The sequence below is a fragment of the Streptococcus sp. HMSC076H09 genome (assembly GCF_001811765.1).
In the GTDB taxonomy this organism is placed as follows: domain Bacteria; phylum Bacillota; class Bacilli; order Lactobacillales; family Streptococcaceae; genus Streptococcus; species Streptococcus agalactiae.
In genome coordinates, this window is sequence record NZ_KV806602.1 from 1 (window position 1) to 25,600 (window position 25,600).

Here is a 25,600-nt window from a genome sequence, read left to right on the forward strand (position 1 = left end):
AGGGTCGCGTGTTCAAGTCATGTAGCCGGCATTAACTTTATATTTTAGAAGTTATTTTGGGCGCGTAGCTCAGGTGGTTAGAGCGCACGCCTGATAAGCGTGAGGTCGGTGGTTCGAGTCCACTCGTGCCCATCAAGAATATGGTCCGTTGGTCAAGGGGTTAAGACACCGCCTTTTCACGGCGGTAACACGGGTTCGAATCCCGTACGGACTATTCTTAAAAAAGTAGAAAGATCACTTTCTACTTTTTTTATTTTAAGTATATATTTTTGCAATAGTATTGTAATTAAATTTGATATTAATAAAAACACACTATTTAGTGTGTTAGTTAGCGCTTTTTCAATTCAAGGTACCGTTTATACCAGATATTGATATATGATGATGAAAAGGGGCCTTTATTCTCATTTATCCATTCTACCAATATTTTTACATTTTCCTTTAATATATAATCAATATCGGTAGGATAGTTCATCTGAGCTTTATGCTGTTCATATTCGTCCACATCTAGTAGTCTTTTTTCACCATCAGCAAATACTTTGACATCAAGGTCATAGTCAATATACTTGAGTGCTTCAGGGTCTAAGATATACGGACTTGCTAGATTACAATAGTAGGAGACACCAGTTTCACGTATCATAGCGATAATGTTAAACCAGTATTTTTTATGAAAGTATACTATTGCAGGCTCTCGTGTCACCCAGCGTCGACCATCATTTTCTGTTACTAAAGTATGATCATTAACACCAATGAGGGCATTTTCGGTTGTTTTTAATACCATGGTGTCACGCCAAGTCCGGTGTAAACTACCATCATGTTTGTAACTTTGAATTGTAATAAAGTCGCCTTCTTTAGGTAATCTCATAGCCTACCAACTTTCTACAATTTATACGTCTGTTATAGTTTATCATAATTTTCTGTAAAATACATCGTCTGAGAGTTATTATCTTATAAATATTCTCTTAAAGCACTTTTGATATCTTCGTACTGGTATCCTTTACGCATTAAGGCATTGATTATACGTTGCTTTAATTCATACTGGTCATATTTTTTTGATAATTTTTGGTATTGTTTATCTAATTCTTTATAAATGAGGTCTTCTTCAAGTTCTTGATCTTTTTCAATTTCAAGGTTTTGAATTACGGTGTGCGCTATCTGATAATCAAATCCTTTTGTAGTTAAGCTCTGCATCAATTTATCTTTTAATGCTTTTAGTGGAAGTTTGCTTTGATATTTTTTATAGAGTTTTTGGCTTATTTTGGAGGCTAAGTCTTGAAAGTTTATAGCTTGAAGTTCAGATTCAATTATTTTACTTTTGATACCTTTTTGCAATAATTTTTGTTTTATCACGTATGGCCCCTTATCGCCAGTATTTAGATTTTGCTGTATGAAAGATTGCACGTAGTTTTTATCGTTTATCCAATTCTCACTTTTTAGATTATCAATAATTTGTGGAATAATTTTAGAATCAATATCATGTTGTTGAAGATATTTAATAACTTCTTTCTCGGTTCTCTGCTTGAAAGAAATATAATAAAGACCTAGATTTTTACCGTATGATAGTTGGGCAAATTTTTTAATATTTTCAAGTTTCTCGGCATTAATTACCATCCCTTTACTTAACATAAAATGAACGATAGTATCTTCTGTTATATATAAATTTTCGGTATTGTCTAGCTCTAGAGTGTAAAGTCTTTTTTTCTTTTCGATTTTGGTTATTTTCATAGTTTTTATTATAGCAAAAATGATAAAATAGTAAAAATGAGTCTTTTTTAAATGTTATGGATTTATAGTATTTTCTTAGTTAGGGAGTAATGAACTGATGAATGTGGTTTTAAAACAGCGAATTCCTTTAAAAATTAAACGAATGGGAATTAATGGTGAAGGAATAGGTTTTTATAAAAAAACACTAATCTTTGTTCCAGGGGCTCTTAAGGGAGAAGAGGTGTTTTGTCAGATTTCTTCTGTTAGACGTAATTTTGCAGAAGCTAAACTGTTAAAGATAAATAAAAAGTCTAAAAATAGGGTAGATCCCGCTTGTTCTATTTATAAAGAATGTGGGGGATGCCAAATAATGCACCTTCAATATGATAAGCAGCTAGAGTTTAAAACGGATGTTATTCGACAGGCTCTAATGAAATTTAAACCAGAGGGATATGAGAATTATGAAATCCGTAAAACGATAGGTATGCCGGAACCTGAACACTATCGTGCTAAATTACAATTTCAAGTGCGTTCGTTTGGAGGGAATGTGAGGGCAGGTTTATATGCACAAGGGACACATCGATTGATTGATATCAAAGATTGTTTAGTGCAAGATAGGCTTACTCAGGAAATGATAAATCGAGTTGCAGAACTTTTAGGAAAATATAAATTGCCTATTTATAATGAACGTAAAATAGCTGGTGTCCGTACTGTTATGATTCGACGAGCACAAGCGAGTGGAGAGATTCAACTGATCTTTATCACAAGTAAAAGACTTGATTTTGATGATGTTGTTATTGAATTAGTTCGAGAGTTTCCTGAGTTAAAGACAGTTGCTGTAAATATCAACGCTAGTAAAACAAGTGATATCTATGGTCAAATAACAGAAGTTATTTGGGGTCAAGAATCTATCAATGAAGAAGTATTAGATTATGGTTTTTCGTTATCACCACGTGCTTTTTATCAACTTAATCCTAAACAAACACAAATTTTATATAGTGAGGCAGTTAATGCCTTAGATGTGAAGGAAGATGATGATTTAATTGACGCTTATTGTGGAGTAGGAACGATTGGACTTGCTTTTGCTGGAAAAGTTAAAAGTGTTCGTGGAATGGATATTATCCCTGAGGCTATTCAGGATGCTAAAGAGAACGCACTTCATATGGGTTTTACTAATACACATTACGAAGCTGGAAAGGCAGAGGATATTATCCCTAGGTGGTATAGTGAGGGATTTCGCGCTAATGCGTTAATCGTGGATCCTCCTCGCACAGGTTTAGATGATAAATTGCTAAATACTATACTAAAAATGCCTCCAGAAAAAATGGTTTACGTTTCTTGTAATACATCCACGCTTGCTAGAGACTTAGTAACATTAACAAAAGTATACCATGTCCACTACATCCAATCCGTTGACATGTTTCCACATACAGCAAGGACCGAGGCTGTAGTGAAACTACAACGTAAGGAATAATAAAGTTTTCTAATCAAAAAATAAGAGTATTTTTGGGTATTCTTGTTTTTAGATAGTAATGGGAGATATTAATATAACATAGTATAAAAACACATGGTTTAAGCTATTTGATACGGAAATTTACCTTAGAAATGGTAAATAGTTCCATTAAGTATATTCATCTTTGCAAATTTGACCTTGCCTTTTAAGTTTCATTGAGTTAAAATAGAAAAAATATTTTTAACAAGATGATAGAACATCGTAAATTAAGGTTTAAAGGAAATGCTTATGATAATAAATTCATTCGATAATAGTAGAAAAGCGATTATTAATCCTGAAGATATTAATTCACCAATAAAAGGTTTTCCAAAGACTGTTATTACCTGTTTTGCGCGGGAGACTTTCAATCGTATTTTAGAAGAATTGCCTCATCGTGAAATTGCTAGAACTAGTGTAGCAAACTTAGAAATTCCCATTTATGAATTAGAATTTAAAGGACAAAAGATTGGCTTTTTCAATGCTTATGTTGGTGCTTCAGCTTGCGTAGCAATCTTGGAAGATATTATAGTGTTTGGAATGGAAAATTTAATTGTTTTTGGAACATGTGGCGTCCTTGATTCGTCAATTGAGGAGACATCCATTATTATTCCAAGAAGTGCTATTAGGGATGAAGGGACATCATTTCATTATTCGGAAGCAAGTTCTGAAATTGCAGTAAACACAAAATTTCATGAAGAGTTTAAATCTTTTTTAGATCGTCAAGCTGTTTCTTACACTGAAGGAAAAGTTTGGACAACGGATGGTATTTACCGTGAGACAGTTGATAAAATGTTGGAACATAAACGGAATGGAGCAATCTGTGTGGATATGGAATGTTCAGCAATTGCAGCTTTATCTAAGTTTCGAAATATTAATCATTTTCAATTTTTTTACTCTGCGGATAATTTAGATGCAGAAGTATGGGAAGCAAGATCTTTAGGAAATAGCGAGGATTTAGAAAAGAAAGATAAAATTGCTTATATTGCCATGGAGTTTGCTATAGAGACTTTTTAGGGTCTACTGTATGATGTTGAAAGGAAGATAGCAATGTGGAATGTAAAAACTTTTAATAATTTAACTACACATGAGTTGTTTCAAATATATAAATTAAGAGTATCTGTATTTGTGGTTGAACAAGATTGTCCTTATCAAGAGGTTGATGATGAAGATTTGATTTGTCTGCATGGGATGAATTGGGTAGATGGTCAATTGGCGGCTTATTATAGATTGATACCAGAAGATGATAAGGTGCATTTGGGACGTGTGATTGTTAATCCAGACTTTAGAAAAAAGGGATTAGGAAATCAATTAGTGGAATATGCGATTAAATTTAGTGAGGCAAATTACCCTAATAAACCTAATATGGTTTTATCATAAATACATACTATTTAAACTATCAATTAAAGGGTCTCTCAGTATTACTGAGAGACCTTTTAATTAACAAAAAATTAAAAAATTTAAATAAAAAAATAAAAATAAAATTTATCGCTAATTATTCTATTGCTAATACATTAATTATGTTGTAATATAGTATGCATACTGATTTTTGGAGGAAATAGGAAAAGTGGATAAACATCACTCAAGAAAGGCTATTTTAAAGTTAACACTTATAACAACTAGTATTTTATTAATGCATAGCAATCAAGTGAATGCAGAGGAGCAAGAATTAAAAAACCAAGAGCAATCACCTGTAATTGCTAATGTTGCTCAACAGCCATCGCCATCAGTAACTACTAATATTGTTGAAAAAACATCTGTAACAGCTGCTTCTGCTAGTAATACAGCGAAAGAAATGGGTGATACATCTGTAAAAAATGATAAAACAGAAGATGAATTATTAGAAGAGTTATCTAAAAACCTTGATACGTCTAATTGGGGGGCTGATCTTGAAGAAGAATATCCCTCTAAACCAGAGACAACCAACAATAAAGAAAACAATGTAGTAACAAATGCTTCAACTGCAATAGCACAGAAAGTTCCCTCAGCGTATGAAGAGGTGAAGCCAGAAAGCAAGTCATCGCTTGCTGTTCTTGATACATCTAAAATAACAAAATTACAAGCCACAACCCAAAGAGGAAAGGGAAATGTAGTAGCTATTATTGATACTGGCTTTGATATTAACCATGATATTTTTCGTTTAGATAGCCCAAAAGATGATAAGCACAGCTTTAAAACTAAGGCAGAATTTGAGGAATTAAAAGCAAAACATAATATCACTTATGGGAAATGGGTTAACGATAAGATTGTTTTTGCACATAACTACGCCAACAATACAGAAACGGTGGCTGATATTGCAGCAGCTATGAAAGATGGTTATGGTTCAGAAGCAAAGAATATTTCGCATGGTACACACGTTGCTGGTATTTTTGTAGGTAATAGTAAACGTCCAGCAATCAATGGTCTTCTTTTAGAAGGTGCAGCGCCAAATGCTCAAGTCTTATTAATGCGTATTCCAGATAAAATTGATTCGGACAAATTTGGAGAAGCATATGCTAAAGCAATCACAGACGCTGTTAATCTAGGAGCAAAAACGATTAATATGAGCCTTGGAAAAACAGCAGATTCTTTAATTGCTCTCAATGATAAAGTTAAATTAGCACTTAAATTAGCTTCTGAGAAGGGCGTTGCAGTTGTTGTGGCTGCCGGAAATGAAGGTGCATTTGGTATGGATTATAGCAAACCATTATCAACTAATCCTGACTACGGTACGGTTAATAGTCCAGCTATTTCTGAAGATACTTTGAGTGTTGCTAGCTATGAATCACATAAAACTATCAGTGAGGTCGTTGAAACAACTATTGAAGGTAAGTTAGTTAAGTTGCCGATTGTGACTTCTAAACCTTTTGACAAAGGTAAGGCCTACGATGTGGTTTATGCCAATTATGGTGCAAAAAAAGACTTTGAAGGTAAGGACTTTAAAGGTAAGATTGCATTAATTGAGCGTGGTGGTGGACTTGATTTTATGACTAAAATCACTCATGCTACAAATGCAGGTGTTATTGGTATCGTTATTTTTAACGATCAAGAAAAACGTGGAAATTTTCTAATTCCTTACCGTGAATTACCTGTGGGGGTTATTAGTAAAGTAGATGGCGAGCGTATAAAAAATACTTCAAGTCAGTTAACATTTAACCAGAGTTTTGAAGTAGTTGATAGCCAAGGTGGCAATCGTATACTGGAACAATCAAGTTGGGGCGTGACAGCTGAAGGAGCAATCAAGCCTGATGTAACAGCTTCTGGCTTTGAAATTTATTCTTTAACCTATAATAATCAATACCAAACAATGTCTGGTACAAGTATGGCTTCACCACATGTTGCAGGATTAATGACAATGCTTCAAAGTCATTTGGCTGAGAAATATAAAGGGATGAATTTAGATTCTAAAAAATTGCTAGAATTGTCTAAAAACATCCTCATGAGCTCAGCAACAGCATTATATAGTGAAGAGGATAAGGCGTTTTATTCACCACGTCAGCAAGGTGCAGGTGTAGTTGATGCTGAAAAAGCTATCCAAGCTCAATATTATGTTACTGGAAACGATGGCAAAGCTAAAATTAATCTCAAACGAGTGGGAGATTAATTTGATATCACAGTTACAATTCATAAACTTGTAGAAGGTGTCAAAGAATTGTATTATCAAGTTAATGTAGCAACAGAACAAGTAAATAAAGGTAAATTTGCCCTTAAACCACAAGCTTTGCTAGATACTAATTGGCAGAAAGTAATTCTTCGTGATAAAGAAACACAAGTTCGATTTACTATTGATGCTAGTCAATTTAGTCAGAAATTAAAAGAACAGATGGCAAATGGTTATTTCTTAGAAGGCTTTGTACGTTTTAAAGAAGCCAAGGATAGTAATCAGGAGTTAATGAGTATTCCTTTTGTAGGATTTAATGGTGATTTTGCGAACTTACAAGCACTTGAAACACCGATTTATAAGACGCTTTCTAAAGGTAGTTTCTACTATAAACCAAATGATACAACTCATAAAGACCAATTGGAGTACAATGAATCAGCTCCTTTTGAAAGCAACAACTATACTGCCTTGTTAACACAATCAGCGTCTTGGGGTTATGTTGATTATGTCAAAAATGGTGGGGAGTTAGAATTAGCACCGGAGAGTCCAAAAAGAATTATTTTAGGAACTTTTGAGAATAAGGTTGAGGATAAAACAATTCATCTTTTGGAAAGAGATGCAGCGAATAATCCATATTTTGCCATTTCTCCAAATAAAGATGGAAATAGGGACGAAATCACTCCCCAAGCAACTTTCTTAAGAAATGTTAAGGATATTTCTGCTCAAGTTCTAGATCAAAATGGAAATGTTATTTGGCAAAGTAAGTTTTTACCATCTTATCGTAAAAATTTCCATAATAATCCAAAGCAAGGTGATGGTCATTATCGTATGGATGCCCTTCAGTGGAGTGGTTTAGATAAGGATGGCAAAGTTGTAGCAGATGGTTTTTATACTTATCGCTTACGTTACACACCAGTAGCAGAAGGAGCAAATAGTCAGGAGTCAGACTTTAAAGTTCAAGTAAGTACTAAGTCACCAAATCTTCCTTCACGAGCTCAGTTTGATGAAACTAATCGAACATTAAGCTTAGCCATGCCTAAGGAAAGTAGTTATATTCCTACATATCGTCTACAATTAGTTTTATCTCATGTTGTAAAAGATGAAGAATATGGGGATGAGACTTCTTACCATTATTTCCATATAGATCAAGAAGGTAAAGTGACACTTCCTAAAACGGTTAAGATAGGAGAGAGTGAGGTTGCAGTAGCCCCTAAGGCCTTGACACTTGTTGTGGAAGATAAAGCTGGTAATTTCGCAACGGTAAAATTGTCTGACCTCTTGAATAAGGCAGTAGTATCAGAGAAAGAAAACGCTATAGTAATTTCTAACAGTTTCAAATATTTTGATAACTTGAAAAAAGAACCTATGTTTATTTCTAAAGAAGGAAAAGTAGTAAACAAGAATCTAGAAGAAACAACATTAGTTAAGCCCAAAACTACAGTTACTACTCAATCATTGTCTAAAGAAATAACTAAATCAGGAAATGAGAAAGTCCTCACTTCTACAAACAATAATAGTAGTAGAGTAGCTAAAATCATATCAGCTAAACATAATGGGGATTCTGTTAACCATACCTTACCTAGTACATCAGATAGAGCAACGAATGGTCTATTTGTTGGTACTTTGGCATTGTTATCTAGTTTACTTCTTTACTTGAAACCCAAAAAGACTAAAAATAATAGTAAATAAAACTAAGTAAACTACTCGGTAATATGATGAAAAGTTCAGTTTAACATTATGTTAAGCTGGACTTTTAGGGTATCGACTCTTATTTTTGATTAATTTTATATTGATTAATGACATATAATATTATAATATTATAATTACGATTAGTATGTGATACCGTTCACTTTGTAAGCTTTCATAAGATGAACTAGCCTTAAGGAGGTTTGATAGCAATGAAAACGATAAAAGATTGGCAAATAAATATTTGCTTAGCGACCTATAATGGTCAAAAATACCTTCGCCAGCAATTAGATAGCATAATACAACAAGGTTATACTGACTGGATTTGTTTAATAAAGGACGATGGATCTACTGATGATACAGTAGCTATTATTAAAGAGTATGTTAATAGAGATTCACGTTTTATATTTATTAATTCTAACGATGACAGAAAGTTAGGAAGTCACCGCAGTTTTTACGAGTTGGTTAACTATAAAAAAGCAGATTTTTATGTTTTCTCAGACCAGGATGATGTTTGGAAAGAAAATCGTTTAGAACGTTACCTTGAAGAAGCAGAGAAATTTAACCAAGAATTACCATTGCTTATTTATTCGAACTGGACTTCTGTAGATGAAAAATTAACAGTATTGAAAGAACATAATTCAGCAACAGTTATTCAAGAACAAATTGCCTTTAACCAAATAAATGGTATGGTTATTATGATGAATCATGAGTTAGCAAAGCTTTGGGAATATCGTCAAATTGGCGCCCATGATTCTTATGTTGGAACTCTAGCTTACGCCGTTGGAAATGTGGCTTATATTTCTGACAGTACAGTCCTTTGGCGTAGACAAGTAGGGGCAGAGTCGCTAAACAATTACGGGAGACAATATGGGGTGGCTACGTTTTGGCAGATGATAAATACTTCTTTTGATCGTGCTTCGCTTATTTTTGCTCAAGTATCCGATAAAATGTCCCTGGAGCGTAAACTCTTCTTTAGTCGTTTTATAGAATTAAAAAATGCCAATCTAATAAGAAGGATTTATCTTTTATCAAAATTAAAACTCCGTCGGAAATCATTGAAAGAAACAGTTGCTATGACTATCCTACTTTTAACAGGTTACGGTAAACCAAAAGCATAATTTTTTTGGTTGAAGGAAATCAAGTTGAGTTGTAGTTAAAAATATAGAAAATATTTATTTTTTAAAAAGTTGTTGACACTTAACGAAATTAGTGTATAATAATATTAAAGAACAAGGTAGAACCTTGGCTCGCATTAATTTCGGGTTTTGGAAAAGGAGTAGCAATCGCTACTCCTTTTTTGTCTTACACAGGAAAAGTATGAAGGTAAAGCCTTTTTTCTTATAAAAATTAAGCTTGCTTAATTTTTTAATTTTTATATTCTTTACATTATGATGAAAACACAAGATATAGTGGTGATATATGTTGAAAGACACAAAACTTTGTGTTAGTATACTGTTTAAGCAGATCTTTAATAAAGGCAACCGACAAAAAAGTTTAATGCAACTTAATAAAACAGTGGTTTTGAAGCAAGAGTTAGCTTCTTACCAGAATAAAAAAACATCAAGAAGAACATTCCAATAGTTGTGTGATTTTAACAAAAATCCAGTCCTCTTGGGAGGCTTTTTTGGTGCTTAAAACTCGCTTAATTTTAATATTTAGGAGACTAGTTTAATGCAATCATACTATGATCGTTCTCAATCGCCACTTGACTATGCCTTGTCAGAAAAAGCTTTTCCTATGCGTTCTGTTAATTGGAATAAGCTAAACGATGACAAAGACTTAGAGGTATGGAACAGAGTAACTCAAAATTTCTGGTTACCTGAAAAGATCCCAGTTTCTAATGACCTTAATTCTTGGAGAACATTGGATGCTGATTGGCAGCAATTAATTACTCGGACTTTTACTGGTCTAACTTTATTAGATTCTGTGCAGGCTACTGTTGGTGATATTGCTCAGATTAAGCATTCTCAGACAGATCATGAACAAGTTATTTATGCTAACTTTGCCTTTATGGTAGCTATTCATGCGCGATCGTATGGAACGATTTTTTCAACCTTATGCACTAGCCAACAAATTGAGGAAGCACATGAATGGGTAGTGGATACTGAAAGCCTACAAGCTCGATCACGTATACTTATTCCTTTTTATACTGGTGACGATCCTTTGAAATCTAAGGTTGCTGCAGCCATGATGCCAGGATTTTTGTTATATGGTGGCTTTTACCTTCCTTTTTACCTTTCAGCCAGAGGAAAATTACCAAATACGTCTGATATTATTCGTTTAATTTTACGAGATAAGGTAATTCATAACTATTACAGTGGCTATAAGTATCAACAGAAAGTTGCTAAATTATCTGTAGAAAAGCAAGCCGAAATGAAGACATTTGTCTTTGACCTCCTCTATCAGTTGATTGATTTAGAAAAAGCCTATCTTTACGAACTATATGATGGTTTTGATTTGGCTGAAGATGCAATCAGGTTTAGCATTTACAATGCTGGTAAATTTTTACAAAATTTAGGATATGATTCTCCATTTACAGAAGAAGAGACTCGTATATCTCCTGAGGTTTTTGCACAACTTTCGGCGCGTGCAGATGAAAATCATGATTTCTTCTCAGGAAACGGATCTTCATATATTATGGGGATTACAGAAGAAACATTGGATGAAGATTGGGAGTTTTAAATGGATAGTACAGTGAAGGTTGTCTATTTTTCATCGAAATCTAACAATACCCATCGTTTTGTTCAAAAGTTGGCTTGTTCTAACCAGCGTATTCCATCAGATGGTAGCAGTATATTGGTTACTGAGGATTATATTTTGATTGTGCCTACTTACGCTGGAGGAGGAGATGATACCAAAGGCGCAGTTCCAAAACAGGTTGTACAGTTTTTAAATGTTAGACAAAATCGGGAACATTGCCAAGGGGTTATTTCTTCTGGAAATACCAATTTTGGTGACACTTATGCCATTGCTGGACCTATTATTGCTCGAAAATTAAATGTTCCTTTGCTTCATCAATTTGAATTACTGGGAACACAAGAAGATGTTACAAGGGTAAAGGAGTTACTTTGCCAATTCACTAGAAAGGATAAATAAGATGACACAATCAGATGCATATCTCTCGTTGAACGCGAAGACACGCTTTAGAGATCGCACAGGTAATTATCATTTTGCTTCGGATAAAGAGGCTGTTGAACAATATATGATAGAACATGTTGAACCTAATACAATGGCGTTCACATCACTAATTGAAAAGCTAGATTATTTGGTTTCTAATAACTACTATGAATCGGACCTTCTAAAACAATATAACCTTGAGTTTATTTGCCAAATTTTTGAGCATGCATACGCTAAGAAATTTACTTTTCTAAATTTTATGGGGGCTTTAAAATTTTATAATGCTTATGCTCTTAAAACAGAAGACAATCGTTATTATTTGGAACACTATGAAGATCGTGTTGTAATGAATGCCCTGTTTTTAGCTGCTGGTGATGAAAAAGCTGCCTATGATCTAGTAGATGACATGCTAGCAAATCGCTTTCAACCAGCAACACCTACCTTTTTAAATGCAGGGAAAAAACGTCGTGGTGAATATATATCTTGCTATTTGTTGCGCATTGAAGACAATATGGAATCTATTTCTCGTGCTATTAGTACAAGCCTTCAGTTATCAAAACGAGGTGGTGGGGTAGCACTTTGCTTAACCAACTTACGGGAATTTGGTGCTCCAATAAAAGGTATTAAAAATCAAGCTACTGGTATTGTACCTGTCATGAAATTACTAGAAGATTCGTTTTCTTACGCCAATCAATTAGGACAAAGACAAGGAGCTGGTGCAGTTTACTTACATGCTCATCACCCTGAAGTGTTAACATTTTTAGATACTAAACGTGAGAATGCCGATGAGAAAATTCGAATTAAATCTCTTTCCCTGGGACTTGTTATTCCTGATATTACTTTTGAATTGGCTAAGGCAAATAAAGATATGGCCTTGTTTTCACCGTATGACATTGAGCGAGTATATGGTAAACCAATGTCTGATATCTCTATCACAGAAGAATATGAAACTTTATTAGCCAATGCGGATATTCGTAAAACCTTTATTAGTGCACGAAAACTATTTCAAACGATAGCAGAGCTTCATTTTGAATCTGGTTATCCTTATATTTTATTTGAAGATACTGTAAATGCTAAAAACCCTCACAAAAAAGAGGGACGAATTGTTATGTCTAATTTATGTTCTGAGATTGCACAAGTTAATACAGGCAGTCAATTTTCAGAAGACCTGACTTTCACTAAGGTTGGACATGATGTTTGTTGTAATTTAGGTTCTATTAATATTGCGCGTGCTATGGATCAAGCGGCGGATTTTGAAAAATTAATTGCTAATAGCATTAGAGCCCTTGATCGTGTATCTCGAACTTCTGATTTAGATAGTGCTCCATCTATTAAAAAAAGTAATGCAGCTAATCATGCTGTTGGTTTAGGTGTTATGAATTTACATGGATTTTTGGCGACTAACCATATTTATTACGATTCTCAAGAGGCTATTGATTTTACAGATTGCTTCTTTTACGCTATGGCTTATTATGCCTTTAAAGCTTCTAACCATTTAGCAAAAGAAAAAGGAACCTTTGAGGGCTTCTCGGAATCAAGTTATGCTGATGGCAGTTATTTCTATCAATATACCGAACAAAACTTTGAGCCAAAAACACAGCGTGTTAAAAATCTACTAGCTGAGTATGGCCTGACTCTACCAAGCCAAGAGGATTGGAGAAAGCTTGTGCAAAGTATTAAAGAGATAGGATTAGCTAATGCGCATTTATTAGCTGTTGCTCCGACAGGGTCAATCAGTTATCTTTCTTCTTGTACTCCGAGCCTCCAACCAGTTGTATCACCTGTCGAAGTACGCAAGGAAGGAGCACTGGGGAGGGTTTACGTACCTGCTTATAAGATTGATGCAGATAATTATGTCTACTACAAAAAAGGAGCTTATGAAGTGGGACCTGAGGCGATTATCAATATTGCAGCTGCCGCTCAAAAACACGTTGATCAAGCTATTTCGCTAACGCTTTTCATGACAGATCAAGCAACTACGCGAGATTTAAATAAAGCCTATATTCAAGCATTTAAACAAAAATGTGCCTCTATTTATTATGTACGAGTGAGACAGGACATCTTAGAAGGTAGCGAGAGTTATGATGATGATATGCTGGATGATTTCACTTCATCAGACTTAGAAGACTGTCAGTCCTGCATGATTTAACTAAATATACTCAATCAGAAGATTAAGAGAAATATATTGGCTTTTAGAAAGGCTTTATTGTAATGACAAAAAAACATCTTAAAACGCTTGCCTTGGCACTTACTACAGTATCAGTAGTGACATACAGCCAGGAGGTATATGGATTAGAAAGAGAGGAATCGGTCAAACAAGGACAAACCCAGTCAGCTTCAGAAGATGATTGGTTCGAAGAAGATAATGAGAGGAAAACAAATGTTTCTAAAGAGAATTCTACTGTTGATGAAACAGTTAGTGATTTATTTTCTGATGGAAATAGTAATAACTCTAGTTCTAAAACCGAGTCAGTGGTAAGTGACCATAAACAAGTCCCCAAAGCAAAACCAGAGGTTACACAGGAAGCAAGCAATTCTAGTAATGATGCTAGCAAAGTAGAAGTACCAAAACAGGATACAGCTTCAAAAAAGGAAACCATAGAAACATCAACTTGGGAGGCAAAAGATTTCGTAACTAGAGGGGATACTTTAGTAGGTTTTTCAAAATCTGGAATTAATAAGTTATCTCAAACATCACACTTAGTTTTACCAAGTCATGCAGCAAATGGAACTCAATTGACACAAGTAGCTAGCTTTGCTTTTACTCCAGATAAAAAGACGGCCATTGCAGAATATACAAGTAGACTAGGAGAAAATGGGAAACCGAGTCGTTTAGATATTGATCAGAAGGAAATTATTGATGAGGGAGAAATATTTAATGCTTACCAGTTGACTAAGCTTACTATTCCAAATGGTTATAAGTCTATTGGTCAAGATGCTTTTGTGGACAATAAGAATATTGCTGAGGTTAACCTTCCTGAAAGTCTCGAGACTATTTCAGACTATGCTTTTGCTCACATGTCTTTAAAACAAGTAAAGTTACCAGATAACCTGAAGGTCATTGGAGAATTAGCTTTTTTTGATAACCAGATTGGTGGTAAGCTTTACTTGCCACGTCACTTGATAAAATTAGCAGAACGCGCTTTCAAATCTAATCGTATTCAAACAGTTGAATTTTTGGGAAGTAAGCTTAAGGTTATAGGAGAAGCAAGTTTTCAAGATAATAATCTGAGTAATGTTATGCTTCCGGATGGACTTGAAAAAATAGAATCAGAAGCTTTTACAGGAAATCCAGGAGATGAACATTACAACAATCAGGTCGTATTGCGCACACGGACAGGCCAAAATCCACATCAACTTGCAACTGAGAATACTTACGTCAATCCGGACAAATCATTGTGGCGTGCAACGCCTGATATGGATTATACCAAATGGTTAGAGGAAGATTTTACCTATCAAAAAAATAGTATTACAGGTTTTTCAAATAAAGGCTTACAAAAGGTAAGACGTAATAAAAACTTAGAAATTCCAAAACAACACAATGGTATTACTATTACTGAAATTGGTGATAACGCTTTTCGCAATGTTGATTTTCAAAGTAAAACTTTACGTAAATATGATTTGGAAGAAATAAAGCTCCCCTCAACTATTCGGAAAATAGGTGCTTTTGCTTTTCAATCTAATAACTTGAAATCCTTTGAAGCAAGTGAAGATTTAGAAGAGATTAAAGAGGGAGCCTTTATGAATAATCGTATTGGAACTCTAGACTTGAAAGACAAACTTATCAAAATAGGTGATGCTGCTTTCCATATTAATCATATTTACGCCATTGTTCTTCCAGAATCTGTACAAGAAATAGGACGTTCAGCTTTTCGACAAAATGGTGCACTTCACCTTATGTTTATCGGAAATAAGGTTAAAACAATTGGTGAAATGGCTTTTTTATCCAATAAACTGGAAAGTGTAAATCTCTCTGAGCAAAAACAATTAAAGACAATTGAGGTCCAAGCTTTTTCGGATAATGCCCTTAGTGAAGTAGTCTTACCGCCAAATTTACAGACTATTCGTGAAGAGGCTTTCAAAAGGAATCATTTGAAAGAAGTGAAGGGTTCATCTACATTATCTCAGATTGCTTTTAATGCTTTTGATCAAAATGATGGGGACAAACGCTTTGATAAGAAAGTGGTTGTTAGGACACATAATAATTCTCATATGTTAGCAGATGGTGAGCGTTTTATCATTGATCCAGATAAGCTATCTTCTACAATGGTAGACCTTGAAAAGGTTTTAAAAACACTAGAAGGTTTAGATTACTCTACATTACGTCAGACTACTCAAACTCAGTTTAGAGAAATGACTACTGCAGGTAAAGCGTTGTTATCAAAATCTAACCTCCGACAAGGAGAAAAACAAAAATTCCTTCAAGAAGCACAATTTTTCCTTGATCGCGTTGATTTGGATAAAGCCATAGCTAAAGCTGAGAAGGCTTTAGTGACCAAGAAGGCAACAAAGAATGGTCATTTGCTTGAGAGGAGTATTAACAAAGCGGTATTAGCTTATAATAATAGTGCTATTAAAAAAGCTAATGTTAAGCGCTTGGAAAAAGAGTTAGATTTGCTGACAGATTTAGTCGAGGGAAAAGGACCATTAGCGCAAGCTACAATGGTACAAGGAGTTTATTTATTAAAGACGCCTTTACCATTGCCAGAATATTATATCGGATTGAACGTTTATTTTGACAAGTCTGGAAAATTGATTTATGCACTTGATATAAGTGATACTATTGGCGAGGGACAAAAAGATGCATATGGTAATCCTATATTAAATGTTGACGAGGATAATGAAGGTTATCATGCCTTGGCAGTTGCCACTTTAGCTGATTATGAAGGTCTTTATATCAAAGATATTTTAAATAGTTCCCTTGATAAGATTAAAGCAATACATCAGATTCCTTTGGCAAAATATCATAGATTAGGATTTTTCCAAGCTATCCGAAATGCAGCGGCAGAAGCAGACCGATTGATTCCTAAGACACCTAAGGGGGACCTAAATGCAGTCCCAAATTATCGTAAAAAACAAGTGGAGAAAAATTCAAAACCAGTTGATTATAAAACGCCGATTTTTGATAAGGCTTTACCTAATGAAAAGGTAGACGGCGATAGAGTGTCTAAAGGTCATAATATAAATGCGGAGACTAATAATTCTGTAGCTGTAACACCAACAAGGTCCGAGCAGCAATTACATAAGTCACAGTCTGATGTAAATTTACCTCAAACAAGTTCTAAAAATAATTTTATATACGAGATTCTAGGATACGTTAGTTTATGTTTGCTTTTTCTAGTAACTGCTGGAAAAAAAGGAAAACGAGCAAGAAAATAAGGAGAAATTAATATGATTACACAAGAAATGAAAGAGATTATTAATAGTCAGTTAGCAATGGTCGCGACGGTTGATGCTAAAGGTCAACCCAATATTGGTCCAAAACGTTCTATGCGTCTCTGGGATGATAAAACGTTTATTTATAATGAAAATACAGATGGTCAAACTCGTATTAACATTGAAGATAATGGGAAAATTGAAATTGCCTTTGTTGATCGTGAACGTCTTTTAGGTTACAGGTTTGTGGGAACTGCTGAAATTCAAACAGAAGGTGCTTATTACGAAGCAGCTAAAAAATGGGCAGAAGGACGCATGGGGGTTCCGAAAGCAGTTGGTATTATTCATGTCGAACGTATTTTTAATTTACAATCTGGTGCTAATGCAGGTAAAGAAATCACTTAATATAAAAAAGCCTCAAGAAGGGGCTTTTTTATATTAAGCAATACTAGATTAAGTTTGTTTTCGAGTTATTAGTAATATCTGCGATAGCAAGCCAAATTTCCATTTGATAATCAGTATCTTGTGGATGTTGAGATGAATAAATTTCTAAGTTTGGCGAGTTAGCTGGTTTTAGATTATTCTCTTGAAAAAATCCTTGTATTATTTTTCGCCATGTTTCTTGAAGACTCGATGGCATTGGACCTTTAACAGAAATGACTGCATAGGTAGCGCTTGGGATCCTAATAATTTCTAACCCTTTTGGGGCTTGGACACTTGTCTCTACTCGATAAGTGGCGCTGTAATCGAAACGAAAATCAGGTTGTGTTTTACAAATGCCAATGGCTTGCTGGATACCTTTTTCTTTTAGTTTTGCTGGATTATATTGTTTATGTAACTTTTCCCAAAGTTTAGGACATTCTTGATTTGACTTTACATTTTCTAAAGTTACTCCAGCAAGTATCATTGCTGGCTTTTCAACAATTTGAAATGATAGCATAAAAACCTTTATTCTTTATGATTCCTTAAGTAATTATAGAGTCGTTAAAATAGTTTCTTTTTAGAATAATTGTCTTGTTAGCAATCATAATTTTCTTTTGGAATGCTATGCTTCAAAGAAGAAATCTTATGATGTAGAGTATTCTCTAAGAGGCTCTTGTTTTATAGCTTTTTTCTAAAAAGAATCTATTAACTATTTTTGTTTATTTCTCTAAAGATGATGGATTAATCTTTAGTCTTTAATAACGCCATGGTGTCTCATAAGGGTACCAACGATTTGCTGAATGAGATGCTAATCTAGAAAATGGATAAACTTCTTTACCCTCTTTTTTCAACATATCTTCTAGATAATCTCTCAGCATCCAAACATCTCCAGGATAAGTAATATCAAGACTTAAAAGAGATTCAACTTCACTGATATTAAGTTGCAAGTCTTTAGTAACTTGTTTAATAGGATAATTTAACCTTCTAAAATTTTCTTGTAATTCAAAGGTTGTATCTTTTATTTCTTGAATAGTAAGCATATCATTCTCCTAATAGTTGGTTTAATAATTGGTTGATCTTTCTTTTTGGCTTTTGGGAAAGTATCTCCCTTGCTATGTCTATTATTTTATATCCAAATTTCCTTAGCTTTATTAAAGGCTGACCAAGCTTTTGGCCATCCAACATAAAAAGCAAGGTGAGTGATAATGTCAGCAATTTCTTCTTTAGTAACTCCGTTTTGTTTGGCAAATTGAAGATGATGCTCTAACTGTTCAAGATTTCCTGCGCTAATTAAGGCAGATATAGTAATAATAGAACGTGTTTTATCTGTTAAATGATCCTCTTTTGCCCAAACCTCACCAAATAAAATATCATCATTATATCTGGCAAATTCAGGTGCAAATTCTTCTAATTGACGACGTCCGGCTGTTTGTTTTTCTTTCATAATGGATTCCTCCTTACTTGAATTTAACCTAGTCTTGAATATTCTTCATCACTAACAGCTTCATAAAACTCACTCTTACCAGCTGTAATCGCAATATGTGCAAATTCAGAATCTTTTTTAGCACCATGCCAATGTCTAACACCTTTATCTGTAACGATAACGTCGCCTGGTTTTAATGACACTGCTTCTTTTCCTTCTTCTTGGTACCAACCTGAACCTTCTGTAACGAGAAGGATTTGATAACCGTCCAAATGAACATGCCAATTATTACGACAGCCTGCTTCAAAGGTTACATTTCCAACTGAAACATTCCCATCTGGAGATTTTGCTAATGCTGCGAGATAGGATTGCCCAATAAAGAATTCACCATATGGATTTTTTTCACCCTTAGGAAAGATAGACTTAGTTGTTTCTTGCATAAGATTTCCTCATTTCGTTGTTGGATCAAAAAGTTCTTGTTCTCTAGGAACAACTTTATTTTGATAATTGTCTATTTTGTGATTTAGACGATTAAGTGCTTCTTGGAGGCCTTGAAGCCTATCTTCAAGATTGTCGCGTTCATCTTTTAAAATTTCTAGCCTAGCTGGGATAGTGGAATCGCCTTTTTCAACCAAATGAATATAATCAATGAGACTTTCAACGGAAACACCTGCGCCTCTAAAATAGCGGACAAATTCTAAAATATCAATATCGTTTTGTGTGAACTCACGAATTCCTGATTCACTCCGATGAATAGGGGGAATAAGATTAATTCTCTCATAATACCTGATGGTATCTGACGTAATGCCAGTCTTTTTACTAACTTCTTTGATATGCATTTTTAACCTCGATATTCAGTCAACAATCACTAAGGATTTGATAGCGTCACGTTTATCCATTGCTTCATAAGCCTTTTGAATATCATCTAATACAAAGGATTTTGTAAAAACTAAGCCTGGGTTAATTTTATGAGTTAGAACAGCATCTAAAAGGACAGATTTATCAAATGTTGTTACAGAAGCAATGCCACCTCTAAGGCCGATATTTTTCCAGAATAAATTATTGGTATTCATGTCTGGATTTTGTGGGATACCAACACGTCCTATGACAGCACCAGGCCTAGCAATTTGGGTAGCTGTATCAACAGACTGCTCTGTACCAACACATTCTAAAATAGCATCGGCACCTGCTTGATTGGTTAAATCTAAAACACGTTTAACGGCTTCGTCACCCCGTTCTTCGACAATATCCGTTGCACCAAAAGTCAATGCTAGTTCTTGCCTATCTTTGTGACGACTCATTGCAATGATACGGTTAGCACCTAACATTTTAGCAGCGATAACACCACAGAGTCCAACAGCACCATCTCCCATGACAACTACCGTATCACCTTCTTTAACTTCTGCAGTTACTGCAGCATGATAACCAGTTGCCATTACATCTGATAAGGTGAGCAGAGAGTTAAGAGTCTCATTATCATAATCAGAAGGTTGTCCTGGGATCTTAACCAATGCCCAGTTTGCATTAGTATAACGTAGATATTGACCTTGGTATCTACATTTTTTGCAGCTTGATGATTTGTACAATTTCCATCAAATCCAGCCTTACAAGACGGACATTGGCCACAGCCATGTGTAAAGGGAACAATAACAAAATCACCTTTTGACACGTCAGTTACTTTAGTACCAACTTCCTCAACGATACCAATAGCCTCATGACCTGCAAAAGAGCCACTTTCACGTTTTGAAATACCACGATACCACCACAAGTCTGAACCACAAACACAGGCTCTAACAATTTTGATAACAGCATCTGTCTCTTGTTCAATGACTGGTTTTGGTGTATCAGTTATAACCATTTTGCCAGGTTCAATAAATGTAGCAACTTTCATAACCTAACCTCTTTTCTATAACTTCATTATAACTCTTAGAGTTAACTTCAAGTCAAGAAAAAAATTAAAAATTTTGAAAATTAAACTTCTGTAAAAATCCGCATATGGTTTCATTTTTCACTAAAAACAGGGAAGTTAGAAAATTCCCCATAATCGTCAAACATAAGTGATTTTAATATCGACATATCTTCGTCACTAATTACAAAGTCAAAGTCTAGATTAGACTGTAAATGTTCTTTACTAGAAGCCTTTGGTAAAACGATCAGGTTTAATTGTAGTAAATATTGAATACATAATTGAGCAACACTAACCCCATATTTTTCAGCCATTTTTTGAATACCATCAGATTTCAATGCTTGTCCATGTGCAATTGGTGAATAAGCTTCAACTTGAATACCTTTACTTTGACAGTAATCAATCAAGTCGAAAGGTGTATTTCCGATGTGAGCTAAGATTTGATTGACAGCAGGTTTAACATGACCATTTTTTAAGATATTTTCTAAGTCTTTTTCTAAAAAGTTTGAGACACCGATGGATTTTACCTTACCAGATTTTTGAGCATCCTCTAAAGCTCTCCAAGCTTATAAATTTCCTTGGTCAAAATGTTTATCTGTTTCACGCCATTCCTTCCAAGGCTGTGGACTATGAATAATCATTAAATCAATACAATCAAGCCCTAAAGCTTCTAGTGATTGATCAATTGATTTTGTAGCACTTTCATAATTTTTATGTTCAGCGGCAATTTTAGTCGTAACAAATAAAGATTCACGTGTAATACCAGATTCTTTAATCCCTACACCGACACCTTTTTCATTGTTGTATGCTTGTGCAGTATTAATGTGGCGGTAACCTAATTCGATAGCATCTTTAACAACTTGAGCTACCCTATCATTATCTATCATCCACGTACCTAAACCTAAAGTTGGTATTTTATGATTGTCATTTAATATCATTGTATCTGTCATCTTTATTTTCCTTCTTTCATTAGTACTGACCTAATCTTAGCACTTAGAGTTAACTTCAAGTCAAGGAAAAAACTAACACTCAGGTTAGTTTTTTAATGGTTTGCAATGATTTTGATGTTCTCTTAAAGAATAATCGATTTCAACAGTAACATCGTTTATCTTATAATGTTGGCAAATCGTTCGAATAGCTCTTTTACAATCTTTTTCAGATATCAATTGATTTAAGCAACAGTGAATGATTGCTCGATTATCAATACCATCCATTGACCAGATATTGAGTTGATTGATAGATCTTACTTGCGAAAGTCCCTTAAGTTCATCATGTAATGCAGCGTAATCTATGGAATCTGGAACACCATCTAAAAAAAGTTTCAGGGTTGATAGTAATTTAGGAAGTGCTTTAGATAAGATGAAAGTAGATATGGCAACTGATAATAATGGATCAAGGATATACAACGGTTTCCAATTTAAGATAAGAGATATAACAATAATAGCTAACCACCCTAGAATATCTTCCAAAAAATGAAGGCTTAATATTTCCTCATGTTTACTTTGACCAGAATGGAGAATAAAACTAGCTAGACCATTAATGATAATAGCGATGACAGCTAGAATAAACATGCCGTGATAATTAACAGGAGTAGGATGCCACAATTTTGGAATATTTTCTATCATGACTAAGATAGATCCACTTATAAGAATTAGACTTGTGATAAGAGCTCCTAAAAGGCTAAAACGTTTATAACCTAATGAAAATATCGTATCTTCATCTTTCTTAGATTTTTTTTCTAAAGTAGCTGAGATGCCAATAGCTATTGCATCACCAAAATCATGAACAGCATCGGCTAAGATAGCTCCTGAGAAGAATAGACTTCCAAAGATGAATTCAAGGACGGAAAAGCTGATATTTAATATAAAAGCGATAGCCACTTTTTTGTTTGATGTCATATTTTTCTCCTTTTGTTATACTGGTATTGTAGTGTGATTCTTTCTTCTATTATCTAGGAGATAAAAGAGAATTGCTAGAAACAAAAAAGAACACTTGTTCAATACTGAACAAAACTTAGAAAGTGTCCTATATGGTAAAAGATAGACAAATTCAGAAAACAAAAGTAGCGATTTATAATGCTTTTATAAGCTTGCTACAGGAAAATGATTATTCTAAAATAACGGTTCAAGATGTAATCGGACTTGCAAATGTAGGAAGATCAACTTTTTACTCTCACTATGAAAGCAAAGAAGTGTTACTCAAGGAGCTCTGTGAAGACCTTTTTCACCACTTATTTAAGCAGGGTAGAGATGTTACGTTTGAAGAGTATTTAGTTCATATCTTAAAACATTTTGAACAAAATCAAGATAGTATCGCTACGTTATTATTATCTGACGATCCCTATTTTTTATTACGCTTTAGAAGTGAATTAGAACACGATGTTTACCCTAGATTGCGTGAGGAGTATATTACAAAGGTGGACATTCCTGAAGATTTCTTAAAACAATTTCTTTTATCCAGTTTTATCGAGACCTTAAAGTGGTGGCTTCATCAAAGACAGAAAATGACTGTTGAAGATTTACTAAAATATTATTTAACTATGGTAGAGAGGTAAATTATAGAGAGTTGGGAGATTCTCTTATTTCATTAGCGTTATCAGAGGTGATGAATGGATTGATTGTCTAATATAGCGAGTTGAAGTTATTAGATTAATTGAGTATAATTCGGGAGATAAAAAAGTCCCCTTGATGAAAGAGTTTCTTTGGGATTGTTGATGTCACCATAAGCAAAATGAATATTTTTCGATTACTATATTGTCTTAGGCTTTTGCTTATATTCTAGTGGGCTAATTCCCACTATTTTTTTAAATGTCCTTGAAAAATTAGAAGAAGTGGAAAATCCAAGTAAATTGGAAACTTCTTCTACTTTCTTATTTTCATCTAGTAATTGCTTAGCAGCTTCGATTTTTAAGTTTAGAAAATATTGTTGAATAGTGATGTGTTTTTCTTGCTTAAATAGTTTTCGTAACTTCGATTCACTCATGTGACATTCTTTAGCTATTTCTTCTGTTTTAATAAAGCGATTTAGATTATTTTCAAGATATCGAATAACTGCGACAATAGTTTGAGAATGAGGGGTTTCGAGATGTTTTTTTAAAGAATGAACTTGTTGAGTATAGAATAAGATAGCAGTATCACGTAATTTTAAAACTTCATTTAGACTTATAGTTGACTCGTTTTCTTTTATAAAACGATCTCGTGCTCGATAAGCTGTTTCGATATCAAGTCCTGCTTGGATGGTAGCCTGTGAGAGACGATCATAAATCATGATGGAGTAGTTTTTTTCAGATCGCAATTCATCTCCACTGATTATAGGTACGATAGAATTGCTAAATTGTTCCACTGTTTCTTTCAAAAGAAATTCACTACCTGATTTAACAGCTTTGAGAATATTATTTTCAAAATGATACTGATATTTGTAAGAACTCATATTCTGTTTAGAAAATTGCTTAATTTTATCTAGATCAAAGGAGTTGCTCCACCCTTTCGTGTAGTAATGTAAGGGCTCTGATAATTTATCTTTCACAACCCCAGTTAGACAATAATTGGTTACTATTAGTAATTCTCGGATTTGACTAAGTGAGAAGAAAGGTAATTGGGATAGTCTATCAATAAAGTAGTTTTGTTCACTAGCATTGATTTGTGTTTCAGTCAGCTTTTTCTTAAGAAGTAAAGGGTCAATAACATTGCTACGCCAGGGACCGATGATAATATAATATTGTTGAATATGGTGGACAAGAAAAAGTTCTCCTAAAGAGCCATAATGAAATAAAAAATCATGTTGAGTTTTACTAAAGTTACTTAAAATAAGGTAATGATTGTAAAAAAGTGAAATAGTTTTCTCGGATTTATACTCTCTGATAACAGAAAAATTTTGATCACAAACAGTAATAGTTAGACCTAGAAGACTGTGTAATGATTTCAACAGTAGAAAATCAATCATATGAGTTACCACCTTTGATTTAATATGTTATCTATTTTAGAGAATATTTCTTTAAAGTCAACAGAATAATTAGGTAGTCGATACTTTTTTAACCAAATATGATTCAAAAAATCGAAAAAGTCAAATTATATATATAAAAAAAAAGCAGATTAGATTAGATAAAAAAGTATAGATATTCTAATATTTGTTGTTTAAGCCTATAATTTACTCTGTATAGAGTTATACAGAGTAAAGGAGAATATTATGTTTAGAAGGTCTAAAAATAACAGTTATGATACTTCACAGACGAAACAACGGTTTTCAATTAAGAAGTTCAAGTTTGGTGCAGCTTCTGTACTAATTGGTATTAGTTTTTTAGGAGGTTTTACTCAAGGGCAATTTAATATTTCTACAGATACTGTGTTTGCAGCTGAGGTGATTTCAGGAAGTGCTGCTACATTAAATTCCGCTTTAGTAAAAAATGTATCTGGTGGAAAAGCGTATATAGATATATATGATGTTAAAAATGGAAAAATAGATCCTTTAAACTTAATTGTTTTAACCCCTTCTAATTATTCAGCAAACTATTATATAAAACAAGGTGGAAGGATTTTCACGAGTGTTAATCAACTTCAAACACCAGGTACAGCTACTATTACGTACAACATCCTTGATGAAAATGGAAATCCTTATACTAAAAGTGATGGTCAAATAGATATTGTAAGTCTTGTAACAACAGTATATGATACTACAGAATTAAGGAATAATATCAACAAAGTAATTGAAAATGCAAATGATCCTAAATGGAGCGATGATAGTCGAAAAGATGTACTGAGCAAGATAGAAGTTATAAAAAATGATATTGATAATAATCCAAAAACTCAATCTGATATTGATAATAAAATTGTTGAGGTTAATGGATTAGAGAAATTGTTAGTATTACCAGTACCGGATAAAGATAAATATGATCCAACA

General features: G+C 33.9%; 19 protein-coding genes, 2 tRNA genes and 4 pseudogenes. 14 read left to right on the plus strand and 11 right to left on the minus strand.

Annotation, left to right across the window (positions count from 1 at the left end; translation table 11 throughout):
• The first annotated feature begins 58 nt into the window (after positions 1 to 58).
• Positions 59 to 132, plus strand: a tRNA-Ile gene (locus HMPREF2818_RS04565).
• Between the two features lie 10 nt (positions 133 to 142).
• Positions 143 to 214, plus strand: a tRNA-Glu gene (locus HMPREF2818_RS04570).
• Between the two features lie 114 nt (positions 215 to 328).
• On the opposite strand, the gene HMPREF2818_RS04575 is transcribed toward HMPREF2818_RS04570, so the two are convergent.
• Both HMPREF2818_RS04575 and recX read right to left on the minus strand, forming a co-directional pair.
• Entirely contained in the window at positions 329 to 862 is a 534-nt protein-coding gene (locus HMPREF2818_RS04575) for a nucleoside tri-diphosphate phosphatase (RefSeq protein ID WP_001239184.1), read from the minus strand.
• A gap of 83 nt (positions 863 to 945) precedes the next feature.
• Complete coding sequence (gene recX, locus HMPREF2818_RS04580; protein ID WP_000704979.1) at positions 946 to 1,722, minus strand: recombination regulator RecX; 777 nt, start codon at positions 1,720 to 1,722, stop codon at positions 946 to 948.
• A 97-nt stretch (positions 1,723 to 1,819) separates the two neighbouring features.
• On the opposite strand from recX, the gene rlmD reads away from it, so the two are divergent.
• The 10 genes and pseudogenes from rlmD (at position 1,820) to HMPREF2818_RS04630 (ending at position 17,357) form a co-directional block, all read left to right on the plus strand.
• A complete protein-coding gene (gene rlmD / locus HMPREF2818_RS04585; protein WP_001103620.1) occupies positions 1,820 to 3,175 on the plus strand; it encodes a 23S rRNA (uracil(1939)-C(5))-methyltransferase RlmD in 1,356 nt (451 codons plus the stop codon).
• A gap of 267 nt (positions 3,176 to 3,442) precedes the next feature.
• Positions 3,443 to 4,207: a nucleoside phosphorylase gene (locus HMPREF2818_RS04590; RefSeq protein ID WP_000586353.1), complete on the plus strand. Its 765-nt coding sequence runs from the start codon at positions 3,443 to 3,445 to the stop codon at positions 4,205 to 4,207.
• 33 nt (positions 4,208 to 4,240) lie between these two features.
• A pseudogene (locus HMPREF2818_RS04595) lies at positions 4,241 to 4,552 on the plus strand (GNAT family N-acetyltransferase); the annotation flags it as partial.
• A 205-nt stretch (positions 4,553 to 4,757) separates the two neighbouring features.
• Positions 4,758 to 8,459 (plus strand): annotated as a pseudogene (locus HMPREF2818_RS10220) (S8 family serine peptidase).
• Between the two features lie 209 nt (positions 8,460 to 8,668).
• Complete coding sequence (locus HMPREF2818_RS04605; protein WP_000848915.1) at positions 8,669 to 9,577, plus strand: glycosyltransferase family 2 protein; 909 nt, start codon at positions 8,669 to 8,671, stop codon at positions 9,575 to 9,577.
• Positions 9,578 to 10,130: 553 nt separating this feature from the next.
• Positions 10,131 to 11,141: a class 1b ribonucleoside-diphosphate reductase subunit beta gene (nrdF, locus tag HMPREF2818_RS04610; RefSeq protein WP_001192437.1), complete on the plus strand. Its 1,011-nt coding sequence runs from the start codon at positions 10,131 to 10,133 to the stop codon at positions 11,139 to 11,141.
• Positions 11,142 to 11,555: a class Ib ribonucleoside-diphosphate reductase assembly flavoprotein NrdI gene (nrdI, locus tag HMPREF2818_RS04615; protein ID WP_000378631.1), complete on the plus strand. Its 414-nt coding sequence runs from the start codon at positions 11,142 to 11,144 to the stop codon at positions 11,553 to 11,555.
• Position 11,556: 1 nt separating this feature from the next.
• Positions 11,557 to 13,725 carry a class 1b ribonucleoside-diphosphate reductase subunit alpha gene (nrdE, locus tag HMPREF2818_RS04620; RefSeq protein ID WP_000194377.1) on the plus strand — a complete coding sequence of 723 codons (2,169 nt, stop codon included), beginning with the start codon at positions 11,557 to 11,559 and terminating at the stop codon, positions 13,723 to 13,725.
• Between the two features lie 62 nt (positions 13,726 to 13,787).
• Positions 13,788 to 16,955 carry a leucine-rich repeat adhesin HupY/LrrG gene (locus HMPREF2818_RS04625; RefSeq protein WP_000162184.1) on the plus strand — a complete coding sequence of 1,056 codons (3,168 nt, stop codon included), beginning with the start codon at positions 13,788 to 13,790 and terminating at the stop codon, positions 16,953 to 16,955.
• Between the two features lie 12 nt (positions 16,956 to 16,967).
• Positions 16,968 to 17,357, plus strand: a complete 390-nt coding sequence (locus tag HMPREF2818_RS04630) for a pyridoxamine 5'-phosphate oxidase family protein (RefSeq protein ID WP_000632621.1) — start codon at positions 16,968 to 16,970, stop codon at positions 17,355 to 17,357.
• Between the two features lie 43 nt (positions 17,358 to 17,400).
• On the opposite strand, the gene HMPREF2818_RS04635 is transcribed toward HMPREF2818_RS04630, so the two are convergent.
• From HMPREF2818_RS04635 to HMPREF2818_RS04670, 8 genes and pseudogenes are all read right to left on the minus strand, one after another.
• Positions 17,401 to 17,892, minus strand: coding sequence for a GyrI-like domain-containing protein (locus HMPREF2818_RS04635; RefSeq protein WP_001867215.1), 492 nt, complete (start codon positions 17,890 to 17,892; stop codon positions 17,401 to 17,403).
• Between the two features lie 238 nt (positions 17,893 to 18,130).
• Complete coding sequence (locus tag HMPREF2818_RS04640) at positions 18,131 to 18,415, minus strand: DUF2316 family protein (protein ID WP_000955818.1); 285 nt, start codon at positions 18,413 to 18,415, stop codon at positions 18,131 to 18,133.
• An 86-nt stretch (positions 18,416 to 18,501) separates the two neighbouring features.
• Positions 18,502 to 18,819: a carboxymuconolactone decarboxylase family protein gene (locus tag HMPREF2818_RS04645; RefSeq protein WP_000660664.1), complete on the minus strand. Its 318-nt coding sequence runs from the start codon at positions 18,817 to 18,819 to the stop codon at positions 18,502 to 18,504.
• Between the two features lie 23 nt (positions 18,820 to 18,842).
• Positions 18,843 to 19,238, minus strand: a complete 396-nt coding sequence (locus HMPREF2818_RS04650; protein WP_001158467.1) for a cupin domain-containing protein — start codon at positions 19,236 to 19,238, stop codon at positions 18,843 to 18,845.
• Between the two features lie 9 nt (positions 19,239 to 19,247).
• On the minus strand, positions 19,248 to 19,637 hold the full coding sequence (gene nmlR, locus HMPREF2818_RS04655) for a stress response transcriptional regulator NmlR (RefSeq protein ID WP_000547676.1): 390 nt from the start codon (positions 19,635 to 19,637) through the stop codon (positions 19,248 to 19,250).
• A gap of 15 nt (positions 19,638 to 19,652) precedes the next feature.
• Positions 19,653 to 20,689: pseudogene (locus tag HMPREF2818_RS04660) on the minus strand (zinc-dependent alcohol dehydrogenase family protein).
• Between the two features lie 110 nt (positions 20,690 to 20,799).
• A pseudogene (locus HMPREF2818_RS04665) lies at positions 20,800 to 21,654 on the minus strand (aldo/keto reductase).
• Between the two features lie 84 nt (positions 21,655 to 21,738).
• Complete coding sequence (locus HMPREF2818_RS04670) at positions 21,739 to 22,602, minus strand: cation diffusion facilitator family transporter (protein ID WP_000203282.1); 864 nt, start codon at positions 22,600 to 22,602, stop codon at positions 21,739 to 21,741.
• Positions 22,603 to 22,733: 131 nt separating this feature from the next.
• Here HMPREF2818_RS04670 and HMPREF2818_RS04675 point away from each other — a divergent pair, with 131 nt between their 5' ends.
• Complete coding sequence (locus HMPREF2818_RS04675; protein ID WP_000237802.1) at positions 22,734 to 23,258, plus strand: TetR/AcrR family transcriptional regulator; 525 nt, start codon at positions 22,734 to 22,736, stop codon at positions 23,256 to 23,258.
• 194 nt (positions 23,259 to 23,452) lie between these two features.
• Here HMPREF2818_RS04675 and HMPREF2818_RS04680 read toward each other — a convergent pair whose 3' ends face one another.
• Complete coding sequence (locus HMPREF2818_RS04680) at positions 23,453 to 24,646, minus strand: YSIRK-targeted surface antigen transcriptional regulator (RefSeq protein WP_000564880.1); 1,194 nt, start codon at positions 24,644 to 24,646, stop codon at positions 23,453 to 23,455.
• A gap of 243 nt (positions 24,647 to 24,889) precedes the next feature.
• Between HMPREF2818_RS04680 and HMPREF2818_RS04685 the strand changes: the two genes are divergently transcribed.
• On the plus strand, positions 24,890 to 25,600 hold a 711-nt coding region (locus HMPREF2818_RS04685; protein ID WP_070518634.1), incomplete at its 3' end, for an alpha-like surface protein.